Annotated in this window: 12 protein-coding genes; all 12 read left to right on the top strand. The window is 56.7% G+C overall.

Translation table 11 applies throughout. From position 1 onward, the window contains the following. Window positions 1–2: 2 nt before the first annotated feature. The 12 genes from narJ to fusA all read left to right on the top strand — a co-directional run bounded on the left by narJ (window position 3) and on the right by fusA (window position 23,117). On the top strand, window positions 3–743 hold the full coding sequence (gene narJ / locus HMPREF2842_RS04490) for a nitrate reductase molybdenum cofactor assembly chaperone (RefSeq protein ID WP_005504922.1): 741 nt from the start codon (window positions 3–5) through the stop codon (window positions 741–743). 26 nt (window positions 744–769) lie between these two features. Further along, window positions 770–1,603 (top strand): respiratory nitrate reductase subunit gamma, encoded by an 834-nt coding sequence (narI, locus tag HMPREF2842_RS04485; RefSeq protein ID WP_070642956.1) that lies wholly within the window; start codon window positions 770–772, stop codon window positions 1,601–1,603. 30 nt (window positions 1,604–1,633) lie between these two features. After that, entirely contained in the window at window positions 1,634–2,854 is a 1,221-nt protein-coding gene (locus HMPREF2842_RS04480) for an MFS transporter (RefSeq protein WP_005504924.1), read from the top strand. 286 nt (window positions 2,855–3,140) lie between these two features. Beyond that, window positions 3,141–5,981 carry an aminomethyl-transferring glycine dehydrogenase gene (gcvP, locus tag HMPREF2842_RS04475; RefSeq protein ID WP_070642954.1) on the top strand — a complete coding sequence of 947 codons (2,841 nt, stop codon included), beginning with the start codon at window positions 3,141–3,143 and terminating at the stop codon, window positions 5,979–5,981. Between the two features lie 172 nt (window positions 5,982–6,153). Next, a complete protein-coding gene (gene gcvT, locus HMPREF2842_RS04470) occupies window positions 6,154–7,272 on the top strand; it encodes a glycine cleavage system aminomethyltransferase GcvT (RefSeq protein ID WP_049338079.1) in 1,119 nt (372 codons plus the stop codon). A gap of 275 nt (window positions 7,273–7,547) precedes the next feature. After that, on the top strand, window positions 7,548–9,044 hold the full coding sequence (locus HMPREF2842_RS04465) for an L-serine ammonia-lyase (RefSeq protein WP_070642952.1): 1,497 nt from the start codon (window positions 7,548–7,550) through the stop codon (window positions 9,042–9,044). Between the two features lie 257 nt (window positions 9,045–9,301). Continuing rightward, entirely contained in the window at window positions 9,302–12,808 is a 3,507-nt protein-coding gene (rpoB, locus tag HMPREF2842_RS04460; protein ID WP_070642951.1) for a DNA-directed RNA polymerase subunit beta, read from the top strand. 110 nt (window positions 12,809–12,918) lie between these two features. After that, a complete protein-coding gene (locus HMPREF2842_RS04455; RefSeq protein ID WP_070642948.1) occupies window positions 12,919–16,821 on the top strand; it encodes a DNA-directed RNA polymerase subunit beta' in 3,903 nt (1,300 codons plus the stop codon). Between the two features lie 521 nt (window positions 16,822–17,342). After that, window positions 17,343–19,448 carry a neutral/alkaline non-lysosomal ceramidase N-terminal domain-containing protein gene (locus tag HMPREF2842_RS04450; RefSeq protein WP_083308720.1) on the top strand — a complete coding sequence of 702 codons (2,106 nt, stop codon included), beginning with the start codon at window positions 17,343–17,345 and terminating at the stop codon, window positions 19,446–19,448. 637 nt (window positions 19,449–20,085) lie between these two features. Beyond that, complete coding sequence (gene rpsL / locus HMPREF2842_RS04445) at window positions 20,086–20,460, top strand: 30S ribosomal protein S12 (RefSeq protein ID WP_005504939.1); 375 nt, start codon at window positions 20,086–20,088, stop codon at window positions 20,458–20,460. After that, the gene (rpsG, locus tag HMPREF2842_RS04440; RefSeq protein WP_005504941.1) at window positions 20,460–20,930 is read left to right on the top strand and encodes a 30S ribosomal protein S7; all 471 of its coding nucleotides are present in this window, start codon (window positions 20,460–20,462) and stop codon (window positions 20,928–20,930) included. The genes rpsL and rpsG overlap by 1 nt, the downstream gene beginning before the upstream one ends. 72 nt (window positions 20,931–21,002) lie before the next feature. Further along, entirely contained in the window at window positions 21,003–23,117 is a 2,115-nt protein-coding gene (fusA, locus tag HMPREF2842_RS04435) for an elongation factor G (protein WP_049347282.1), read from the top strand. Window positions 23,118–23,310 lie beyond the last annotated feature (193 nt).

Below are 23,310 nucleotides of genomic sequence, written 5' to 3'. Positions count from 1 at the left end.
AAGTGGCTGGATTCTTTTCCAAGCTCATGGGCAAGGCCGGTTCCGAGGCTACTGTCTCGGAGCCGGCTCAGCCGGAGAACCCGTTTGATATCGATTACGGTCCCGGCGAGGATAAGGACTCGGTGATTTACCAGGTGAGCGGTATGCTCCTGGGCTACCCCGATGAGGAGACTCTGAAGGTTCTGCCTGAACTGGTGGAGATTACCGCTTCCACCCAGGATGAGGCTTTCATTGCTGCCGTTGATGCGGTTCAGCAGTGGCTGACTTCTAAGGACCTGGAGGATGTGCAGTCCGAGTACGTGCAGGAGTACGACCTTTCACGTCGTCATTCTCTGCATCTGTCCTACTGGACCGATGGTGATACCCGCCGCCGTGGTGAGACGCTCCTGCGTTTTAAGCAGATGTACCGCGACTCCGGTATGTTGACCGTTTTGAATGGTGAGCTTCCGGACTACCTGCCGCTGGTGCTGGAGTTCTGTGCGTTGGTGGATCGCCGTAAGGGACGTTCCGCTTTGCAGGCGTACCGTCCGTCCCTTGAGCTTCTTCGTCTGTCCATGAAGGACGGAAATCTGCCCCACTACGGGTTGTTGCAGAGCATCTGCGATACCCTTCCTGGCGTCTCTCCGCAGACTCAGGAGGAGGTCCAGAAGATGGCTGGCTACGGCCCTCCCGTCGAGACTGTTGGCCTGAATGGCTACGCTGATCATCAGCTGCTCCAGCAGGCTTCGGCTCGTTCTAACTAGTTTTATCCCTTGTGAGGAGACAACACGTGTACGTACTTGCTTCTGAGAACGCAGGACATGCTGCACAGGCTGTAGCCGATCCGGGTATTGTTGACATCCTGCTGTGGGGCGTTCTGCCCTATGTTGCACTGGTCATTCTGATTGGTGGCACCATTTGGCGTTACCGTACTGACCAGTTCGGATGGACTACCCGCTCGTCCCAGGTCTATGAATCGAAGCTGTTGCGCATCGCTTCGCCCCTGTTCCATTACGGTCTTGCGGCCGTTTTCCTTGGCCACGTTGGTGGTCTGCTGGTGCCTAAGGCATTCACCGACCTGGTCATTTCGGAGGACACTTACCACATTGTGGCGCTGGCTGGCGGTTCTGTTGCTGCGGTCGCAACCATTGTTGGTATGTTTGTTCTGATTGGTCGCCGTGTTTCGAACTCTCGTGTGCGTTCGGCTACCACTCGTAATGACGTTTTCATGTATGTCGTTTTGGTTCTGGTGATTCTCGCCGGTACTGCGGCTACTCTAATTTCGGCAGTGAACCCCTCGGGTGGTTTGCCTCCGGTGAATGGTCACGAGGTTCACTTCAACTACCGTGAGACCATTTCTGTGTGGTTCCGTTCGCTGTTCTACTTCCACCCTGAGGTGGCTCTGATGGTGAATATTCCTGTGGCTTTCAAGATTCACATCGTGGTGGCTATGGTTCTGTTCATCATTTGGCCGTTTACCCGCCTGGTGCATGCACTGACTGTGCCTCTGCACTACCTCTTCCGCCCCTACACCGTGTACCGCTCTCGTGGCGGCCAGCGTGTTGGTGCACGTCGAGGTTGGGATCCGGTTGGTACTCTCCCGCGTGAGCGCGCCGACCGCTAATACACATATCCATATTGCAAAAGAGGAAATATGAGCACCCCTGCTGCACCGAGCTACGACCTGAAGAATGGTCAGCTCCGTAACGTTCTGCTTGCAACCTTCGCCTCGACCATTGGTTTCTGGGCGTGGACCGTTGTTGGCCCGCTGGCCAAGATGTACGCAAAGCAGATGCACCTGGACGCTGGTATGACCAGCCTTCTGGTTGCTATGCCGATTTTCATCGGCGCTATCGGCCGTATTCCCGTTGGTGGTCTGACTGACCGCTACGGTGGTCGTATTATGTTCACCGCTGTTCTGGCGATTAGCGCACCCCTGGTCTTCCTGGTTGGTGTTGCTGGTCAGATGAACTCGCTGCCCATGCTGCTTGTTGTGGCGTTCTTCCTGGGTATTGCGGGTACCGTGTTCGCTGTGGGTATTCCCTTCAGTTCCGCATGGTATGACGCTTCCAAGAAGGGTTTTGCGACCGGTGTGTTCGGTGCCGGCATGGTGGGTACTGCAATTTCTGCATTCGCTACCCCCCGCCTGGTGCAGGGTATTGGTTACTTCCAGACTCACGTTCTGATTGCTGTTATCTGTGCTGTAACCGCTGCTATCTCTTTCTTCTTCTTGAAGGATTCCCCGGCAACCATCGGCCGTGAGGTTACTCCGCTGATGCCGAAGATTGTTCAGGCATTCAAGGTGAAGACCACTTGGCAGCTGTGCTTCCTCTACGCTGTTGTGTTCGGTGCGTTCGTGGCATTCTCGAACTACCTGCCTACTTACCTGAGCAACATCTACAACTTCAACGCTAACGACGCTGGTATGCGTGCGGCTGGCTTTGCGGTTGCTGCTGTGATTGCTCGTCCCTTCGGTGGTGTGCTGGCTGATAAGTTCGGTCCGAAGATTATCACCCTCATCTCCCTGGGTGGTGTGGTGATCCTGGCAGTTATTACCGCGTTCCAGCCTGATGCTGAGCACGTGTATGGTGCTGTTTTCATCCTGATGGCTGCTCTTCTGGGTCTGGGCCACGGCTCGGTCTTCGGCTGGGTGGCTCGTGCGGCTGATCCGAAGAACGTTGGTGCGGTGTCCGGTGTGGTTGCTGCTGCTGGCGCTCTGGGTGGTTTCTTCCCGCCGCTGGTGATGGGTGCAACCTACAACCAGGCTGAGAACAACTACTTCATCGGTCTGATGCTGCTGGCTGTGACTGCGGCTCTGGCTTTCCTGTCGGCATTCCTGGTGCCGCACGGTGGCAAGCCCAACCACGCTAAGTAGGTTCTTCTAGTACATCCTTCTGCAGGATGTATGCGAAGTTTGCTTTGACTGAGTCCGGCTCGTTTTCTCTTCGGAGGGAACGAGCCGGACTTTGTGCTTTTTTGCTGTTTTGTCGTCTGACAGGGGTGGGCTTTGGCGGGGCAGAAGAGTTTGATGTTTGGGCATGTCGAATGTTGGTAAAGCTAGCGAAACTTTGTGGAGATGTGGGACACTTTAAAGTGTTCGACTCGTCGCAATAGCGCGACGTGACCCCTCTACGGTTTGCGCCGACCAATAGGAGAATCCTATGTCCTTTATTGATCGTCATCTCGGCCCCCGTTCCGCAGACGCAGAGCAGATGCTCGAAACCCTGGGATACTCTTCCCTGGATGCGCTGATGGACGCTGTCGTCCCCTCCCAGATTCGCCTTGACGGCGAATTGCAGTTGCCTGCTCCGCTGTCGGAGCATGAGGCTCAGGCAAAGATCGCCGGCTATGCTGCGAAGAATAAGGTTCTCGCCCAGATGATTGGTGCCGGATACTACGATGCAGTAACTCCCGCAGTTCTGCGCCGTAACATTCTGGAAAACCCCGGTTTCTACACTTCTTACACCCCGTACCAGGCTGAGATTTCTCAGGGTCGTCTGGAGGCTCTGCTGAACTTCCAGAACACCGTGATGGAGCTGACCGGCCTGGAGATTGCAAACTCCTCCCTGCTGGATGAGGCGTCAGCAGTGGCTGAAGCAGCTGTCATGATGTACCGTGCAAACCGCAAGGTGAAGAATGGCTTCTTCGCGATTGACTCCCGTTGCCTGCCTCAGGTTATTTCGGTGACTCGCGGCCGTGCAGAGATGCTCGGCATTCCCTTCGTCATTACTGATTTCTCTGAGGGTCTGCCTGAGGGCGACCTGTACGGTATCGTCCTGGCGTACCCCGGCAATGAAGGCGATATTCGCGATATTGAGCCGCTGATTAAGGCCGCTAAGGAGCGTAACGCCCTGGTCACTGTGGTCGCTGACCTGTTGGCTCTGACCCTGCTGAAGTCTCCGGGTGAGCTGGGTGCTGATATCGCAGTTGGTAACACTCAGCGTTTCGGTCTGCCCTTCTTCTTCGGTGGCCCCCACGCTGCGTACATGGCTGTTCACAAGGGCATGGAGCGTACCATGCCTGGCCGTCTGGTGGGTGTTTCTAAGGATTCGGCTGGTAAGCCTGCGTACCGTCTGGCTCTGCAGACTCGTGAGCAGCACATTCGCCGTGAGAAGGCTACTTCCAATATTTGTACTGCTCAGGCTCTGCTGGCGATTGTTGCTGGTGCTTACGCGATGTACCACGGTCCTGAGGGTCTGCGCGCTATCGCGAACCGCCTGCACACTAATGCCGCTCGTGTTGCTACCGCGCTGAAGGCTGCGGGTTACGGTATCGCTCACGATACTTTCTTCGACACCGTTGTGGTGGAGGCTGCTGGCCGTGCTGACGAGCTGGTTGCGAAGGCTCTGGACGCTGGCGTGAACATCCGCCGCTTCGACGAGAACCGTGTTGGTATTTCCGTGGGTGAGTCTCACGGTGAGGAACTGCTCAAGGGTCTGGTCGAGGCTCTGGGCGGCACCCTGGGCGAGGCAGATGCACAGTACGATCTGCCCGCTGAGCTGCTGCGTACCGATGACTACATGCAGCACCCGATTTTCCACAAGTACCGTTCCGAGACCGAGATGATGCGCTACCTGCGTCACCTCGCTGACAAGGATCTGGCACTTGACCGCACCATGATTCCGCTGGGTTCGTGCACTATGAAGCTGAACGCGGCCGCTGAGATGGAGCCCATCTCCTGGCCTGAGTTCGCGAACATTCACCCGCTGGTCCCGGAGGATCAGGCTGAGGGCTGGCACGAGCTGATTAAGGACCTGACTGAGTGGCTGGTTGCTATTACCGGTTACGATGCTGTGTCCCTGCAGCCGAACTCGGGTGCAACCGGTGAGTACGCTGGTCTGCGCGCTATCCGTTCCTTCCACGAGGCTAACGGTGACCACGAGCGCGATACCGTCCTGATTCCGCTGTCTGCTCACGGCACCAACGCGGCATCTGCTGCTCTGGCTGGTCTGAAGGTTGCCGGTGTGGCAACTGCGGCTGACGGCTCGATTGATGTTGATGACCTGAAGGTCAAGATCGAGAAGTACGGTCCCAAGGTTGCCGGCATCATGATTACCTACCCCTCCACCCACGGTGTGTTTGAGGAGCAGGTTGCTGAGGTTTGCCAGCTGGTTCACAAGGCTGGCGGCCAGGTGTACGTGGATGGCGCGAACCTGAACGCTCAGATGGGCTTCGCTCAGCCCGGTAAGTTCGGCGGCGACGTTTCGCACCTGAACCTGCACAAGACCTTCTCCATTCCTCACGGTGGTGGCGGCCCCGGTGTTGGCCCGCTGGCTGTTCGTGAGCACCTGGCGAAGTTCCTGCCCGGCGACGCATACCGCGCTGACTCTGAGGGTAAGCTCCCCAACGATGCTGCACTGCCGATTTCGCAGGCGTTCTTCGGTTCTGCCGGCGTTCTGCCGATCAGCTGGATGTACATTGCGATGACTGGTGCTCAGGGTCTGAAGGACTCTTCGCAGTACGCGGTTCTGAACGCTAACTACATTGCGAAGAAGCTCAACGACAAGTACCCGGTGCTGTACACCGGCCCCGGCGGTCTGGTCGCTCACGAGTGCATCCTGGACCTGCGTCAGCTGACCGATCAGTCTCACGTGACTGCTGAGGACGTCTGCAAGCGTCTGATGGACTTCGGCTTCCACGCTCCGACTCTGGCGTTCCCGGTTCCGGGCACCCTGATGGTTGAGCCGACTGAGTCTGAGTCGAAGGAAGAGCTGGACCGCTTCATTGAGGCAATGGAGACCATCTACGACGAGATTATCGAGGTGGCTGAGGGCAAGGTCGCTGTGGATGATTCGGTTCTGCGCAACGCACCGCACACCGTTGATGTGGTGAGCGCTGATGAGTGGGATCGCCCCTACAGCCGTACTCAGGCAGCTTTCCCTGTCCCGAGCCTGCGCGCTAACAAGTACTTCACCTCGGTGGGTCGTATTGATGGCGCTGGCGGTGACCGTAACTTCGTGTGCGAATGCCCCCCGATGGAGGCTTTCGACCTGGAAGCATAAGGAGCCTGTAACGCTCCTGGGTAGGCTGTAGCGGTCTACCTGCCTCACCCGTCCTCAGGTTTCTGGGGGCGGGTGGGGGTCGCCTCCGCAGCGTATCTCGTGTCTGTGGGGGTGAACTAAATCTACGACGATTGAACGATAACAGCACAAGGCTGTGCGTGAGGAGAACCTAATGTCCCCCAAGAAGACCTCCCTGTACCCGGTTCACGAGAAGCTGGGCGCTTCTTTCACCGACTTTGGTGGCTGGGATATGCCCCTGAAGTATGCTAACGACGTTGCTGAGCACGAGGCTGTCCGTACTCGTGCCGGTATTTTCGACCTGTCTCACATGGGTGAGTTCCGTGTGACCGGCCCGGATGCGGGTGCGTTCCTGGATTACGCTCTGGTGTCGAACATGTCCATCCTGAAGGTTGGTAAGGCGAAGTACTCGATCCTGGTCAACGATAAGGGCGGCGTGATTGACGACCTGATTACTTACCGTCTGGGCGATGAGGAATTCATGGTCGTTCCGAACGCTTCGAACATTGACACTGACTTCGCGGCGATGAGCGAGCGCCTGGGCGATTTTAACGTTGAGTTTGTGAATGAGTCGGATCAGACTTCTCTGGTGGCTGTTCAGGGTCCTCGTGCTGAGGAGATTCTGCTGGCTGCTGGTGTTTCTGATGAGGAGGCTGTCCGCGAGCTGAAGTACTACGCTTCGGTGCCGCTGACTGTTGCCGGTGTTGATGTTCTGCTGGCTCGTACCGGTTACACCGGTGAGGACGGCTTCGAGCTGTTCGTTCCGAATGAGAACGCTGTTGAGCTGTGGGATAAGCTGGCTGCTGCTGGTGAGCCTTTCGGTATGATTCCTGCCGGCCTGGCCTCTCGTGACTCCCTGCGTCTTGAGGCTGGTATGCCGCTGTACGGTCATGAGCTGGGTCTTGAGATTACTCCGTTTGAGTCCGGTCTGGGCCGTCTGGTCGAGATTGCTCTGGAGAAGAAGGCGGCTGACTTCGTTGGTCGTGAGGCTCTGACTGAGCTGGCTAAGAGCGAGTCGAAGCGCATCCTGGTTGGTTTGAAGGCTCAGGCGAAGCGTCCTGCTCGTGCCGGTTCTAAGCTGGTGGATGCTGAGGGCAATGAGATTGGTGAGGTTACCTCCGGTATTCCTTCCCCGACTCTGGGCTTCCCGATTGCTATGGCGCTGGTGAACCGTGAATTCTCTGAGGTTGGTTCTACTGTGGATGTTGATATCCGCGGTAAGCGTGCTCCGTTTGATGTTGTGGCTCTGCCGTTCTACAAGCGTGAGAAGTAAGAGTTTTTCTGCAGGTAATCTGTAGGGTAGAGGCGTCGTGTCCTGTGTGGGCACGGCGCCTTTTCTGCGCCGTGAGGTGGGCATTGAACGGTGGGGGAGAGCGCGAGGTGTTCTGAGCCTTAGTTTGTGCTGGTTCTGAAGTGCGTTAGGATTAGAGCGGCCAGTCAAGGGTGATTGTCCGCACTTATAGACCGCAGATTGATGTGTGGTTCCTCCGTTGAGGGGCGCGTATCTTTTGGTGCGGTGCACAGACATTTTTATTTGAAGGACAGAACGTGGCTATTAACCAGAGCGCGCCCAGTAGCGTGCAGAAGAAGGCAGAGGCTCTGCCGTATGACATCAGTGTTTTTGAGATGTTCAGCATTGGCGTGGGTCCTTCGAGCTCGCATACGGTCGGTCCGATGCGTGCTTCGAATCGTTTTGTGGCGGAGCTGATTGATGAGGGCCTGCTGAATCGTGTGACGGGTGTGCACGTGGATCTTTATGGTTCGTTGGCGGCTACGGGTGCTGGTCACGGTACGATGAGTGCTGCGTTGAAGGGCCTGTGCGGTTTTGTTCCGGAGACTATCAATATCGCTGATTCTGAGGCGATGATTGAGCGCAATAGCGTGGATGGTACTTTGCCGCTTGCTGGTTACCCGTCCTCTGCGTACGGTGTGACTGCACCCGGTGGTGAGGAGCAGAAGGTGTACGGCCCGGTGGTGAATTACCGTGAGCTGGATATGACCCTGCGTCCGTTGACGGTTCTTCCGCGTCATACGAACGGTATGAAGATTGCGGCGTTTGCGGGTGAGCAGCTGCTGTTGGAGCGCACTTACTATTCGATTGGTGGCGGCTTCATTGTTGAGGGTGATGAGGAGGCGACCGGTTGTGCGTCGCTGATGAACCCTCCGTATCCGTTTGGTTCGGCTGCTGAGCTGCTGGAGATGGCGAATGAGTCTGGTCTGTCGATTGCGCAGTTGAAGATGGCGAATGAGTGTTCTCTGCGTTCTGAGCAGGAGGTCCGTGATGGTATCTTGCATATTTACCGTGTGATGAAGGAGTGTATCGGTTCTTCGTTGGCGCGTGTGGGTTATTTGCCGGGGCCGCTGAAGGTGCGTTGCCGTGCGGGTGCGTGGCATCGCGATTTGATGGTGGAGGATCCTTCGAAGTCTCCTGAGTTCGCTATTGACTGGGTGAATCTGATTGCTTTGGCGGTCAATGAGGAGAACGCTTTTGGTGGTCGTGTGGTGACTGCTCCGACGAATGGTGCTGCGGGTATTATTCCTGCGGTGCTGCATTACGCGATGAATTACACGCAGGGTATCCGCCATTGCGGTCAGGCTGCCCGTGATCAGGCGGTTATTGATTTCTTCTTGGCGTCTTCTGCTGTGGGTGTGCTGTATAAGAAGCGTGCTTCGATTTCTGGTGCTGAGGTGGGTTGCCAGGGTGAGGTGGGTAGTGCCTCTTCGATGGCTGCTGCTGGTTTGGCAAAGGTGATGGGTGGTACCCCTGAGCAGGTTGAGAATGCTGCTGAGATTGCGATGGAACACAACCTGGGTCTGACGTGTGACCCGGTGGGTGGTTTGGTGCAGATTCCGTGTATTGAGCGTAATGCGATGGCGGCGTCGAATGCTGTGACGGCTGCTCGTATGGCGTTGCGTGGCGATGGTACGCACCGTGTGTCGTTGGATCAGGTGATTGAGACGATGCGTCAGACCGGTTTGGATATGTCTCACCGTTATAAGGAGACGTCCATGGGTGGTTTGGCTGTGAATGTGGTGGAATGCTAGGTGCACGCTGCGGCAGGTTTGCACTCCTGATGAGGGTGTGGTAGACAGAAGGGCTTTCTTCCTGTATCGTTAGTATTTACGCTTTCCCTAACCTTTGTGCCTTCATATAGCGGTGGGCACGGGCTGAAGGTGACGTTTTTCCGTCCGACTCTATAGCTTCGAGCACCGTTTTATTCGGGGGCTGAGGTTGTCGTGTCGCCGGTAATGTCGCCGGGAGGCTGATTGCTAACAGACATGTCTGTGGAAGGATCCCCATTTTGGTCGCTTCGAGCACCTCTAACCATGACGCCGCTAACGGCGCAGAGAACGTCTCGCGCCGAATTTCATTCGCGAAGATTAACGAACCGCTGAAGGTTCCCAACCTGCTTGCTATCCAGACCGATAGCTTCGACCGCCTCGTTGGTAACGAGCGCTGGGCGGAGCGTCTGGAGAAGGCGCAGGCTGCTGGTGACACTTCTGTCCCCGCTCAGTCCGGTCTGGCTGAGATTTTTGAAGAAATCTCCCCGATTCGTGACTTCCAGGAGACTATGCAGCTCTCCTTCTCTGAGCCTGAGTTTGCTGACCCCAAGTACTCTGTTGAGGAGTGCAAGGACCGTGACGCAACCTACTCGGCTCCGCTGTACATTAAGGCTGAATTCATGAACCTCGCTACCGGCGAGGTCAAGCAGCAGACCCTGTTCATGGGTGACTTCCCCCTGATGACCGAGGCCGGTACCTTCGTTATTAACGGTACTGAGCGTGTGGTCGTTTCTCAGCTGGTGCGTTCCCCCGGTGCTTACTTCGAGAAGGCTCCGGACCGTACCTCCGATAAGGACATTTACTCTGCCCGCGTGATTCCTTCCCGCGGTGCATGGTTCGAGCTTGAGATTGATAAGCGCGACCAGGTTGGCGTGCGTCTGGACCGCAAGCGTAAGCAGTCCGTGACTGTTCTGCTGAAGGCTCTGGGCTGGACCGAGTCCAAGATCCTGGCTGAGTTCGGTCAGTACGACTCCATCCGCGCAACCCTGGAGAAGGACTCCGTCAAGGACCGCGACGAGGCTCTGCTGGACATCTACCGCAAGTTGCGTCCGGGTGAACCCCCGACGGTTGAAGCTGCCCAGGCTCTGCTGGACAACATGTACTTCACCCCGCGTCGCTACGACCTGGCGAAGGTTGGCCGTTACAAGCTGAACCGTAAGCTCGGTGTGGACGTTCCCATGGATTCTCCCGAGGCTTCCGTTCTGAGCCAGGACGACATCGCTCAGATGATTCGTTACCTCTGCGCTCTGCACGCAGGCGAGACCAGCATCCCCGGCGTCCGTGACGGCGAGGAGATCTCCCTCAAGATTGATATCGACGACATCGACCACTTCGGTAACCGTCGTATCCGCACCGTGGGCGAGCTGATTGAGAACCAGATCCGTACCGGTCTGTCCCGTATGGAGCGCGTGGTTCGCGAGCGCATGACCACCCAGGACGTGGACGCTATCACCCCGCAGTCCCTGGTGAACATCCGCCCCGTCGTGGCGGCTATCAAGGAGTTTTTCGGTACTTCTCAGCTGTCGCAGTTCATGGACCAGAACAACCCGCTGGCAGGTCTGACCCACAAGCGTCGTCTGTCCGCACTGGGCCCGGGCGGTCTGTCCCGTGACCGTGCAGGCATGGAAGTTCGAGACGTCCACCCCTCGCACTACGGTCGTATGTGCCCCATTGAAACCCCTGAAGGCCCGAACATTGGTCTGATTGGTTCGCTGGCAACCTACGGTCGCATCAACTCCTTCGGTTTCATTGAGACCCCCTACCGCGTGGTGACTGATGGCCGCGTGACCGATGAGGTCCGCTACCTGACTGCTGACGACGAGAAGTCTGTTGTTATCGCACAGGCAAACGCACCGCTGAACGCTGACCGTACCTTCGCTGAGAACGAGGTTCTCTGCCGTGCGGGTGACGGTTCTGGTGAAGCTGTTATGGTTGCTCCCGGCGCCGTACAGTACATGGACGTTTCCCCGCGCCAGATGGTGTCTGTGGCTACCGCCCTGATTCCTTACCTGGAGCACGACGACGCTAACCGAGCACTGATGGGTGCTAACATGCAGCGTCAGGCTGTGCCCCTGCTGGAGTCTGAGGCTCCCGTGGTTGGTACCGGTATGGAGAAGTACGCAGCACTGGATTCCGGTGACTCCGTGCTCGCGAAGAAGCCCGGTGTGGTTTCCTCCGTGGACGCTAAGACTGTTATCGTCCGTAATGACGACGGTTCTGTCTCCACCTACCCGATCATGAAGTTCTCCCGTTCGAACCCGGGTAACTGCTACAACCAGCGCGTTGTGGTGAAGGAAGGCCAGCGCGTCGAATACCGCGACGTTATTGCTGACGGCCCCTCCACCGACGGCGGCGAGCTGGCACTGGGTAAGAACCTGCTCGTGGCATACATGCCGTGGGAAGGCCTGAACTACGAGGATGCGATCATCCTCTCCCAGCGCATGGTGTCTGAGGACGTGCTGACCTCGATTCACATTGAGGAGCACGAGATTGACGCCCGCGACACCAAGCTGGGCCCCGAGGAGATTACCCGCGATATCCCGAACGTGTCCGAGGATGTTCTCTCGGCTCTGGACGAGCGCGGCATCATCCACATCGGTGCTGAGGTTGAGGCTGGCGACATCCTGGTTGGTAAGGTCACCCCTAAGGGTGAGACCGAGCTGACCCCCGAGGAGCGCCTGCTGCGCGCAATCTTCGGTGAGAAGTCTCGCGAGGTTCGCGACACCTCCCTGAAGGTTCCTCACGGTGAGTCCGGTACCGTCATCGGTATCCGCATCTTCGACCGCGAGAGCAACGATGAGGACGATCTGCCCCCGGGCGTGAACCAGTTGGTCCGCGTGTACGTGGCTCAGAAGCGTAAGATTACCGACGGCGACAAGCTCGCAGGCCGCCACGGTAACAAGGGTGTTATTTCCAAGATCCTGCCGATCGAGGATATGCCCTTCCTGGAAGACGGTACCCCCGTGGACGTTATCCTGAACCCGCTGGGCGTGCCCGGTCGTATGAACATTGGTCAGGTTCTGGAAGTCCACACCGGTTGGCTGGCTAAGCAGGGTTGGAAGATTGAGGGCGAGCCCGAGTGGCTCAAGCACATGCCGAACTTCCCGAAGGAATCCGGCCCGACCCGCCTGGCAACCCCGGTGTTCGACGGTGCCCACGAGGACGAGCTGTTCGACCTCATGGATCACTCGAACCCGAACCGCGATGGCGACCGTCTGATCAACCGTTCCGGTAAGGCACGTCTGATTGACGGCCGTTCCGGTGAGCCGTTCCCGGACCCGATTTCGGTTGGTTACCAGTACATCCTGAAGCTGCACCACCTGGTGGATGACAAGATTCACGCTCGTTCCACCGGTCCGTACTCGATGATTACCCAGCAGCCTCTGGGTGGTAAGGCGCAGTTCGGTGGTCAGCGCTTCGGTGAGATGGAAGTGTGGGCGCTGGAAGCATACGGCGCCGCATACACCCTGCAGGAAATCCTGACCGTCAAGTCCGATGACGTGGCGGGCCGTGTGAAGGTTTACGAGGCTATCGTGAAGGGCGAGAACATCCCTGAGCCGGGTATCCCCGAATCCTTCAAGGTTCTTATCAAGGAAATGCAGTCTCTGTGCCTGAACGTCGAGGTGCTCTCCACCGACGGCAAGATTATTGAGATGAGCGACTCGGAGGAAGAAGGCTTCCGGGCAGCAGAAGATATGGGCGTGAGCCTGACCCACGACGAGCCTAGCTCCGTCGACGAGGCATAAGCACCGCCTCCTTCTAGGGTGGGGAGCCCCGCATGCGCTCGCGTGCGTTGTGGGGTTCCCGCCCGCTAACCCAAGTCTTCAGAAACTTACAGAAAGAGATTAGGACCGATATGTCCAACGAATCTTCGCTTGGTTTGATGCGAATTGGCCTCGCCACCGCCGACGACATCCGTCGTTGGTCTTTTGGTGAGGTTAAGAAGCCCGAGACCATCAACTACCGTACCCTGAAGCCCGAGAAGGACGGCCTCTTCGACGAGCGTATCTTCGGCCCCACCAAGGACTGGGAGTGCTACTGCGGTAAGTACAAGCGCGTGCGCTTCAAGGGCATTGTGTGTGAGCGCTGTGGTGTTGAGGTGACCCGCTCTAAGGTACGTCGTGAGCGTATGGGTCACATTGAGCTGGCTGCTCCTGTTACCCACATTTGGTACTTCAAGGGTGTTCCTTCCCGCCTGGGTTACCTGCTGGATCTGGCTCCGAAGGACCTGGAGAAGGTCATTTACTTCGCTGCGTACATGATCACTAAGGTTGACGAGGAGGCTCGTCACGAGGATCTGCCGATGCTGCAGGCTGCTCACGATCGTGAGAAGCAGGAGCTTGAGGCTGCTCTGAACGCTGACGTGAACGCTATCAGCCGTGAGGTTGAGGCGGAGCTGGCTCGTATTGAGGCTGAGGGCGGCAAGGCTGCTGAGAAGCGTAAGCTGCGCGATAACGCTGAGCGTCAGCTCGCGTCGGTGCGTAAGCGCTACGAGCGTGAGGCTGAGCACCTGGATCGTGTGTGGGATCGCTTCAAGAATCTGAAGGTCGCTGACCTTGAGGGTGATGAGGCTCTGTACCGTTCCATGATTGATAAGTACGGCCTGTACTTTGAGGGCGCTATGGGCGCAGAGGCTATTAAGAAGCGTCTGGAGTCCTTCGACCTGGAGGCTGAGGCTGAGGCTCTCAAGGAGATTATTCAGACCGGTAAGGGGCAGAAGAAGACCCGCGCTCTGAAGCGTCTGAAGGTTGTTAACGCCTTCCTGACCACTAACAACTCTCCGCTGGGTATGGTCCTGGATGTTGTTCCGGTTATTCCGCCGGAACTGCGCCCGATGGTTCAGCTGGACGGTGGCCGTTTCGCGACCTCCGACCTGAACGACCTGTACCGTCGTGTGATTAACCGTAACAACCGTTTGAAGCGTCTGCTGGAGCTGGGTGCTCCCGAGATTATCGTGAACAACGAGAAGCGTATGCTGCAGGAAGCTGTGGACTCGCTGTTCGATAACGGTCGTCGCGGTCGCCCGGTGACCGGCCCCGGTAACCGCCCCCTGAAGTCTCTGTCTGACATGCTGAAGGGTAAGCAGGGCCGTTTCCGTCAGAACCTGCTCGGTAAGCGTGTTGACTACTCGGGTCGTTCCGTGATTGTGGTTGGTCCTCAGCTGCAGATGCACCAGTGTGGTCTGCCCAAGCAGATGGCGCTGGAGCTGTTCAAGCCCTTCGTCATGAAGCGTCTGGTGGAGCTGAGCCACGCTCAGAACATTAAGAGCGCTAAGCGTATGGTTGAGCGTTTCCGCCCGCAGGTTTGGGACGTTCTGGAAGAGGTTATTGCTGAGCACCCGGTTCTGCTGAACCGTGCACCTACCCTGCACCGCCTCGGTATTCAGGCGTTTGAGCCGAAACTGGTTGAGGGTAAGGCTATTCAGCTACACCCGCTGGTTTGCTCCGCGTTCAACGCTGACTTCGACGGTGACCAGATGGCAGTTCACCTGCCGCTGTCTCCCGAGGCTCAGGCTGAGGCTCGTATCCTCATGCTGTCCTCGAACAACATCCTGAAGCCGTCGGATGGCCGCCCTGTGGCTGTTCCTTCGCAGGATATGATCATTGGTCTGTACCACCTGACTACTCCTCGCGAGGGTCAGAAGAACGAGGGTCACGCATTCTCTTCGGTGTCTGAGGCTCTGATGGCGATGGATCGTCACGAGATTGAGCTGTACACCAAGGTGAAGATTCGCCTTGAAGGTGACCAGTTTGTTGCTCCTGAGGGCTGGGAAGCTCCTGAGGGTTACAAGGCTGGTGACCCCGTGCTGCTGGACTGCACCGTTGGTCAGGTTCTGTTCAACCAGGCTCTGCCGAAGGATTACCCCTGGTTCTCCGGTGTGGCAGATAAGAAGGGCCTGGGTAGCCTGATTAACGATCTGGCTGAGCGTTACCCGATGGATGTTGTGGCTCGTGCTCTGGACAACCTGAAGAACTCCGGTTTCTACTGGGCTTCTCGTTCAGGCGTGACCGTGGCTGTTTCCGATATTGCTACTCCCGCTGAGAAGCCGGCAATTATGGAGCGCTACGAGAAGCAGGCTGCTGCAATTCAGGATGACTTCGAGATCGGTACCATCGATGACGAAGAGCGTCGTCAGGAGCTGATTAAGGTTTGGACTGAGGCTACCGACGTGGTTGCTGAGGCTATGCGTGAGAACCTGAGCTCTCACGGTGGTCTGAACACCATTTACCGTATGGTGACCTCCGGTGCACGTGGTAACTGGATGCAGGTCCGTCAGATTGCGGGTATCCGCGGTCTGGTGTCGAACCCGAAGGGTGAGATTATGCCTCGCCCGATTAAGTCCTCGTACCGTGAGGGCCTGTCGGTTCTGGAGTACTTCATCGCGACCCACGGTGCACGTAAGGGTCTGGCGGATACCGCACTGCGTACCGCTAACTCGGGTTACCTGACTCGTCGTCTGGTGGACGTTTCGCAGGACGTTATCGTTCGCGAGCACGACTGTGGCACTCGCCGCGGTCTGGTTCTGCCTCTGATTGATGAGGATGGCGGTCTGCACCAGGATGTCGAGACTTCGATTCACGGTCGTACCCTTGCGGTTGACGTGAAGGACGAGGCTGGCAACGTTCTGGCTGCTGCTGGTTCCGATGTCTCTGATGAGCTCATTGAGAAGCTCTTCAAGGCAGGCGTGAAGGATGTTCGCGTCCGTTCGGTTCTGACCTGTGAGTCCGCTATTGGTGTGTGTGCACTGTGCTACGGCCGTTCGATGGCTTCGAATGTGCTGGTGGACATTGGTGAGGCTGTTGGTATTATTGCGGCTCAGTCGATTGGTGAGCCCGGTACCCAGCTGACCATGCGTACCTTCCACACCGGTGGTGTGGCTTCGGCTGACGATATTACTCAGGGTCTGCCCCGTATTCAGGAGCTGTTCGAGGCTCGTACCCCCAAGGGTGTTGCCCCGATTTCTGAGGTGTCCGGTCGCGTGACCATTGAGGATACCGAGAAGTCCTACAAGATTGTGGTGACCCCGGACGATGGTTCCGAGCCCCAGTCCTACACTGTTCTGCGTCGTGCAGCTTCTAAGCTGCAGAACGGCGATCACGTTCAGGTTGGCGATCAGCTGGCTACCGGTTCTGTTGATCCGAAGGAGGTTCTGCGTATTCGTGGTCCTCGTGAGGCTCAGAAGCACCTGGTGAGCGAGGTTCAGGGCGTGTACAAGTCGCAGGGTGTGGAAATCCACGACAAGCATGTTGAGGTTATTGTTCGCCAGATGCTGCGTCGCGTGACCGTGATTGAGTCCGGCGATACCGATCTGCTGCCTGGTGAGCTGGTTGATAACATTGCTTTCCAGACTGCTAACCGCAAGGCACTGGTTGAGGGTAAGAAGCCCGCAGCTGGCCGTCCGGAAATGATGGGTATTACCAAGGCTTCGCTGGCTACCGAGTCCTGGCTGTCGGCGGCCTCCTTCCAGGAGACCACCCGCGTCCTGACTCAGGCTGCTATGGAGGCGAAGACTGACCCGCTGCTCGGCCTGAAGGAGAACGTGATCATCGGTAAGCTGGTTCCCGCCGGTACCGGTCTGGCACGTTACAACGATATTGAGGTTGAGCCCAGCGCTCAGGCTACCGCGGAGCGTATGCAGGCTCTGGACACTTTCGGTGGTTACCCGAGCGCATTCCAGATGGATAACGAGGTGTACACTTACGGCAACGGCGGCTTTATGGCTGTTTCGCTGGATGAGTACGGTCGTGGTCTGGACTAAGGCTTCTGCCGTGAGGGGCAGGTTGGAGGTTTAGAGACCCGGCTTGGTCCTTGATAAAGAACGCGGATATTCGAGTTTGTCTCGGGTATCCGCGTTCTTTGTTGTTTAACGAATAGGTGGGGGAGAGGCGACTTTCTTTTAACCGGTACTTTAATATTCTTTATCCTTCAGGGGAAGGTTGCATATTTTTTGCCTAGTGGACGGATTTATTTATGAAAAAATTATTGGAGTGCATGATTTTTCAAACTGGGAAAATTTCTTGAATGGGCAAGAAATTAGATGGCGGTCAAATATTGTGAGACCCCTTGTAATTCGCCCTAATAATGCCATATATAGAATACTTGCTCGTTTTTCTTTGGGTTATATAAAGAATAAATATTCTATATTTGAATAATGCTAATTCAACTTGGAAAGCCCTTTGACTAGGTTCTATTCTTGAAAGCATGCATATCACTCCATTCTCTTCCGGACGGGTGACGAATCAGGGTACCCGACTGTCTTCCGGAGCATCTCGACCTCAGATGTCTGAACAGAATTCCTCCTTGTCTGCAGGGGAGCAAAAGCGCTCCTCTGTTTTTTCGCGTTTTAAGGCACCCACCCACTCTCTTGCTCGCATTGGTGCAGCATGCCTTATTGCGGCGTCCGCAATTCTTCCCGCCGGTCAGGTTGCAACCGCAGCCCCTGCTTCTCAGAGCGCTAGCGCTACCCCCTACCTGGTAGGTGCGGGTGCGGCGGATATTACCGGCGAGCCCGGTGAAGTCGGCTTCATGGGCTACGGCGACTCTTCCCAGAAGGGTAGCGGTGTGCATACTCGTCAGTACGCACGTGCTTTCATTGCGGTGGACCGCGCCTCGGGTAAGCGCAACCTCATCGTTGTGCTTGATACGCTGACCAGTTGGCAGTCGTTGCGTGATGAACTGGTGAAGCGCATCCGTGCAGAGTTTGGCTCCGCGTATGACGAGTCGAACATTATGATTACCGCGACTCACACTCACGCAACTCCGGGTGGTATTACGCACCAGAGCCTGTACAACATTACAACTCTGGGTTTCCATCAGGACACGTTTAATGCACAGGTAGATGGGTCACTGAAGGCGATTCGCCAGGCGACGAAGGACCTTGCGCCCGGTAACCTGACGATTTCTTCTTCAAAGCTGACTGGTGTCGGTGTTAACCGTTCTCGCGAGGCGTTCAACCTGGACTCTCCTGAGATTCGCTCTAAGCTGCCCGGCGGTACCGATCCGACCAATATGACTCTGCGTCTGGAGCGCAACGGTAAGACTCGTGCGGTGTTGAACTGGTATGCGATTCATCCGACGTCTTTGACCTCGAAGAATACTCTGATTTCGAGCGATAACAAGGGGTATGCGGAGTACCTGCTGGAGACTCAGGATCACGGTGTTGACCGCAATGTTCCCGGTAGTGGCGATGGTTTCGTGGCGGCGTTTGCGAATGCTAATGCTGGTGACGTTTCCCCGAATACTTGGTTGAAGCCCGGCCAGGGGCCGACCAATGACCAGTTCAAGAACGTGAAGATTCAGGGTGAGAAGCAGGCTAACGCCGTGCGTTCTCAGCTGAAGAGCTCGGGTACTCCGGTTGGTAAGGGTCTGGATTCGCGCATTTCGTACTTCAACTTCTCGGGTATGAACGTGGATGCCAAGTACACCGGTAGCGGCCAGAATGAGCGCACCTGTCAGGGCTTCCTGGGTACTCCGTTCGGTGCGGGTTCCACTGAGGATGGCGGCGGCGGTTGGGCTGTCTATAAGGAAGGCTCGGGTCGCCCCTCTATTCTGGGTACTTTGGTGTTCACTCCGAGTGCGGCGCAGACGCGTTGTCAGCAGCCGAAGGGCATTCTCTTCTCTGCAAAAAATGGAACGATCATTCAGGAAAAGTATCCGGTGCAGATTATGCGCTTCGGTGACTACTATCTGCTGGGTATGCCCGGCGAGTTTACCGGTGCAGTAGGTGTGCAGTACCGCCAGGATGCTGCCAAGCTCTTCGGCGTTCCTGAATCGCACATCATTCTGCAGGGCTACACCAATGCCTACGACCACTACGTCACGACTCCTGAGGAATACGACTCGCAGCAGTACGAAGGCGGTGCGACCCTCTTTGGCCGTTACACCTCCAGTGCCTTCCGCCAGACTATTAACGTTGTTGGAACTTCCCTGAAGAACGGCACCCCTCTGGGTATCGGTAATCGTCCGAATGATCGTCGCCCGGTAGCTAGCCTGCAGGGTAAGGTCGTCTACGACACTCCGATGTTTGGTACGCGCTACGGTCAGGTGACCCAGCAGCCCCAGGATGCTATTGCCGGCCGTCAGGAGGTGTCGGCTCGTTTCGTGGGTGCACACCCGAACAACAATATGCATCACGATGGTAGCTACTTCGTGATTGAGCGTCGTGTGGGTAATACCTGGAAGTACTACACCGCGGATAACAACCCGGACACCTTCTTTGAGTGGAAGCGCATTGGCGTGTCTGCGTCTCAGGTGACGGTGCGTTGGAACGTTCCGGCAAATACCCCTAAGGGCCAGTACCGCATCCGTTACTACGGCAATGCCAAGAAGAACTCGAAGACTATTACCCCGTTTGAGGGGCAGACTCGAGTCTTCCAGGTGGTGTAGTTCGGCAGTCGCTACGGTGAACCTATAACTGAATACTCTCTTGCGGGAGGTGGGTGCAGTTTTGCGCTCGCCTCCCGCAGTTGTTGAGGCCGTCAGGAATCATTGAGATGGTTCTTGGCGGCTTTCTGCTTTAAAGTGCGTCAAGAAGGTGGCGAGGGAGGGGTGAATCCCAACAATGTAATTTAAGTGAGGCAAATCATCAGCTTTTACCCTTGGATGGGGGCTTAAAAGCAAAGAATCTCCGCTCTGGCGCTAGATTAAGCGGGATTTAACCTGTATAGTCTTATCCGAAGTACTTGAGCTCGGTGCACAAGGATCCACCCCCGGTGGGTTTACGCGGGATATTTCCCGAGGGCACGGGCATGATGAATCAATGGCAGTATGGATACCGTCCTTTGGCGTTGCTTTTTGCTGACGCCTAAATGCCATTTTTAAGCGTGCCCAAAAACTTTTTCACCTCTGATGGTGGGGAATTTTAGCCCTGAGAACTCGCCGAGATGTCGAGGAACCTATAGAAACCAACCGGATATGCATCCGAGCGTTTCTGATAACCGAGAGCACCCATCCAACGTGATGGGGGCCAGTAAGTTTATACGGGCTTCTCTAACGAGAAACCTGATCAAGCAACGGAGAAAACGTGCCTACTATTCAGCAGCTGGTCCGCAAGGGCCGGACTCCCAAGGTCGTTAAGACCAAGGCGCCCGCACTGAAGGGCAACCCCATGAAGCGTGGCGTGTGCACCCGTGTGTACACCACCACCCCGAAGAAGCCGAACTCGGCACTGCGTAAGGTCGCTCGTGTCAAGCTCAACGGCGGCGTCGAGGTTACCGCATACATCCCCGGTGAGGGTCACAACCTGCAGGAGCACTCGATTGTGCTCGTTCGCGGTGGTCGTGTGAAGGACCTCCCCGGTGTTCGCTACAAGATCGTTCGTGGCGCTCTGGATACCCAGGGTGTTAAGGGTCGCGGCCAGGCTCGCTCCCGCTACGGCGCTAAGAAGGAGAAGAAGTAATGCCTCGTAAGGGTCCCGCTCCCAAGCGTCCCCTCGTAAACGATCCTGTTTACGGTTCCGCTCTGGTCACCCAGCTGATCAACAAGGTTCTGCTGGACGGCAAGAAGTCCGTCGCAGAGCGCATCGTCTACGGTGCCCTGGAGGGTGTCGAGAAGAAGACCGGTTCTGACCCGGTCGCAACCCTGAAGAAGGCTATGGACAACATTAAGCCTTCTCTCGAGGTTCGCTCCCGCCGCGTTGGCGGTGCAACCTACCAGGTTCCGGTTGAGGTTCGCCCCGGCCGTTCCACCGCTCTGGCTCTTCGCTGGCTCGTTGGCTTCTCCAAGCAGCGCCGCGAGAAGACCATGACTGAGCGTCTGATGAACGAGATCCTGGATGCATCCAATGGTCTCGGTGCCGCTGTGAAGCGTCGCGAGGACACTCACAAGATGGCCGAGTCCAACAAGGCCTTCGCACACTACCGCTGGTAATTCTCCGTTTAGAGCCTGCCGAGTCGATTCGAGTCGGCAGGCTTTCGGAGTATCTCATTTAGGGAGAATAACGTGGCACTTGACGTGTTCACCGACCTTAACAAGGTCCGCAACATCGGTATTATGGCGCACATCGACGCCGGTAAGACCACCACCACTGAGCGCATTCTGTTCTACACCGGTATTAACCACAAGATTGGTGAGACTCACGACGGCGCTTCCACCATGGACTGGATGGCTCAGGAGCAGGAGCGAGGTATTACCATTACCTCCGCAGCAACCACCTGCTTCTGGAAGGACAACCAGATCAACATTATCGACACCCCCGGTCACGTCGACTTCACCGTTGAGGTTGAGCGCTCCCTGCGCGTCCTCGACGGCGCAGTTGCTGTGTTCGACGGCAAGGAAGGTGTTGAGCCCCAGTCTGAGACCGTTTGGCGCCAGGCTGACAAGTACGATGTCCCCCGTATCTGCTTCGTCAACAAGATGGACAAGATGGGTGCTGACTTCTACTTCACCGTTCAGACCATCATCGACCGCCTGGGCGCACGCCCGCTGGTTGTTCAGCTCCCCATCGGCGCTGAGAGCGACTTCCTCGGTGTTGTTGACCTGCTCGAAATGAAGGCATACGTCTGGCCCGGCGACGCCAAGGGTGACGTGACCATGGGCTCCTCTTACGAGGTTCAGGACATTCCTGCTGACCTGGTTGAGAAGGCTGAACAGTACCGCGCTGAGCTGGTTGAGGCTGTTGCTGAGGCTAGCGAAGAGCTCATGGAGAAGTACCTCGAAGAGGGCGAGCTGACCATCCCCGAGATTAAGGCTGGTATCCGTCAGCTGGTTATCTCCGGTGAGGCATTCCCCGTTCTCTGTGGTTCTGCATTCAAGAACCGCGGTGTTCAGCCCATGCTGGACGCTGTGATCGAGTACCTGCCCTCCCCGCTGGACGTTCCGGACGTTGTCGGCTCCAACCCCTCCAACGAGGAAGAGAAGCTGACCCGTAAGGCATCCGCTGAGGAGCCCTTCGCAGCACTGGCGTTCAAGGTTGCAGCTCACCCGTTCTATGGTCAGCTGACCTACACCCGTGTGTACTCCGGTACCGCAGCTCAGGGCCAGCAGGTTCTGAACTCCACCAAGGGTAAGAAGGAGCGCATCGGTAAGCTCTTCCAGATGCACTCCAACAAGGAGAACCCTGTTGAGGAGATCACCGCAGGTCACATTTACGCTGCAATCGGTCTGAAGGACACCACCACCGGTGACACCCTGTGCGACCCCGCACACCCGATTGTTCTCGAGTCGATGACCTTCCCCGATCCCGTGATCTTCGTGGCTATCGAGCCCAAGACCAAGGGTGACCAGGAGAAGATGTCCACCGCTATCCAGAAGCTCTCCGCTGAGGACCCCACCTTCACCGTTTCGCTGAACGAAGAAACCGGTCAGACCGAAATTGGTGGTATGGGTGAGCTGCACCTGGACATCATCGTTGACCGTATGAAGCGTGAGTTCAAGGTTGAGGCTAACGTTGGTAAGCCTCAGGTTGCTTACCGCGAGACCATCAAGAAGGCAGTCGAGAAGGTCGACTACACCCACAAGAAGCAGACCGGTGGTTCCGGTCAATTCGCAAAGGTGCAGGTCTCCTTCGAGCCCCTGCCCCTGGATGGCGAAGAGCTGTACGAGTTCGAGGACAAGGTCACCGGTGGCCGCGTTCCTCGCGAGTACATCCCCTCGGTCGACGCTGGTATCCAGGACGCTATGAAGTTCGGTGTCCTCGCTGGCTACCCGATGGTGGGCGTGAAGGCAACCCTGATCGACGGTGCTTACCACGACGTCGACTCCTCCGAAATGGCGTTCAAGATCGCTGGTTCGATGGTCTTCAAGGAAGGCGCTAAGCGCGCTAACCCGGTCCTGCTCGAGCCGCTGATGGACGTTGAGGTTCGTACCCCCGAGGAGTACATGGGCGACGTTATCGGCGACCTGAACTCCCGCCGTGGCCAGGTTCGTTCCATGGAGGACGCATCCGGCGTTAAGATCATCAAGGCTATCGTGCCCCTGACCGAAATGTTCGGTTACATTGGCGACCTGCGTGGCAAGACCCAGGGTCGTGCAGTGTTCTCGATGGCATTCGACAGCTACGGCGAGGTTCCCAAGAACGTCGCTGACGAGATCATTCAGAAGAGCCGCGGCGAGTAATTTTCGCGTCTCACCCGTGGGCCACGGGCTAAAAACCTGTGGCCCACGCTAAAATTTTCAATTAAATCCATTATTGAGAGCATGAACAGTTTCATCTCTGCGGCGTAATCCGCTATTGTAGACGCTAGACCGTTTTATAACGGGATGCGCCGGAGCGAAGATCCGCGTGCATGTTTTCAATCGTTCTAGGAGG

The organism is Rothia sp. HMSC069C10, assembly GCF_001812205.1.
In the GTDB taxonomy this organism is placed as follows: Bacteria; Actinomycetota; Actinomycetes; order Actinomycetales; family Micrococcaceae; genus Rothia; species Rothia mucilaginosa.
This window is presented reverse-complemented; position numbering and strand designations above follow the sequence as displayed.

Bases quoted from the DNA above. Each gene is read 5' to 3' on its own strand.
- gcvP (WP_070642954.1), top strand. From the start codon at position 3,141: ATGTCCTTTATTGATCGTCATCTCGGCCCCCGTTCCGCAGACGCAGAG.
- HMPREF2842_RS04480 (WP_005504924.1), top strand. From the start codon at position 1,634: ATGAGCACCCCTGCTGCACCGAGCTACGACCTGAAGAATGGTCAGCTC.
- gcvT (WP_049338079.1), top strand. From the start codon at position 6,154: ATGTCCCCCAAGAAGACCTCCCTGTACCCGGTTCACGAGAAGCTGGGC.
- rpsG (WP_005504941.1), top strand. From the start codon at position 20,460: ATGCCTCGTAAGGGTCCCGCTCCCAAGCGTCCCCTCGTAAACGATCCT.
- HMPREF2842_RS04450 (WP_083308720.1), top strand. From the start codon at position 17,343: ATGTCTGAACAGAATTCCTCCTTGTCTGCAGGGGAGCAAAAGCGCTCC.
- HMPREF2842_RS04455 (WP_070642948.1), top strand. From the start codon at position 12,919: ATGTCCAACGAATCTTCGCTTGGTTTGATGCGAATTGGCCTCGCCACC.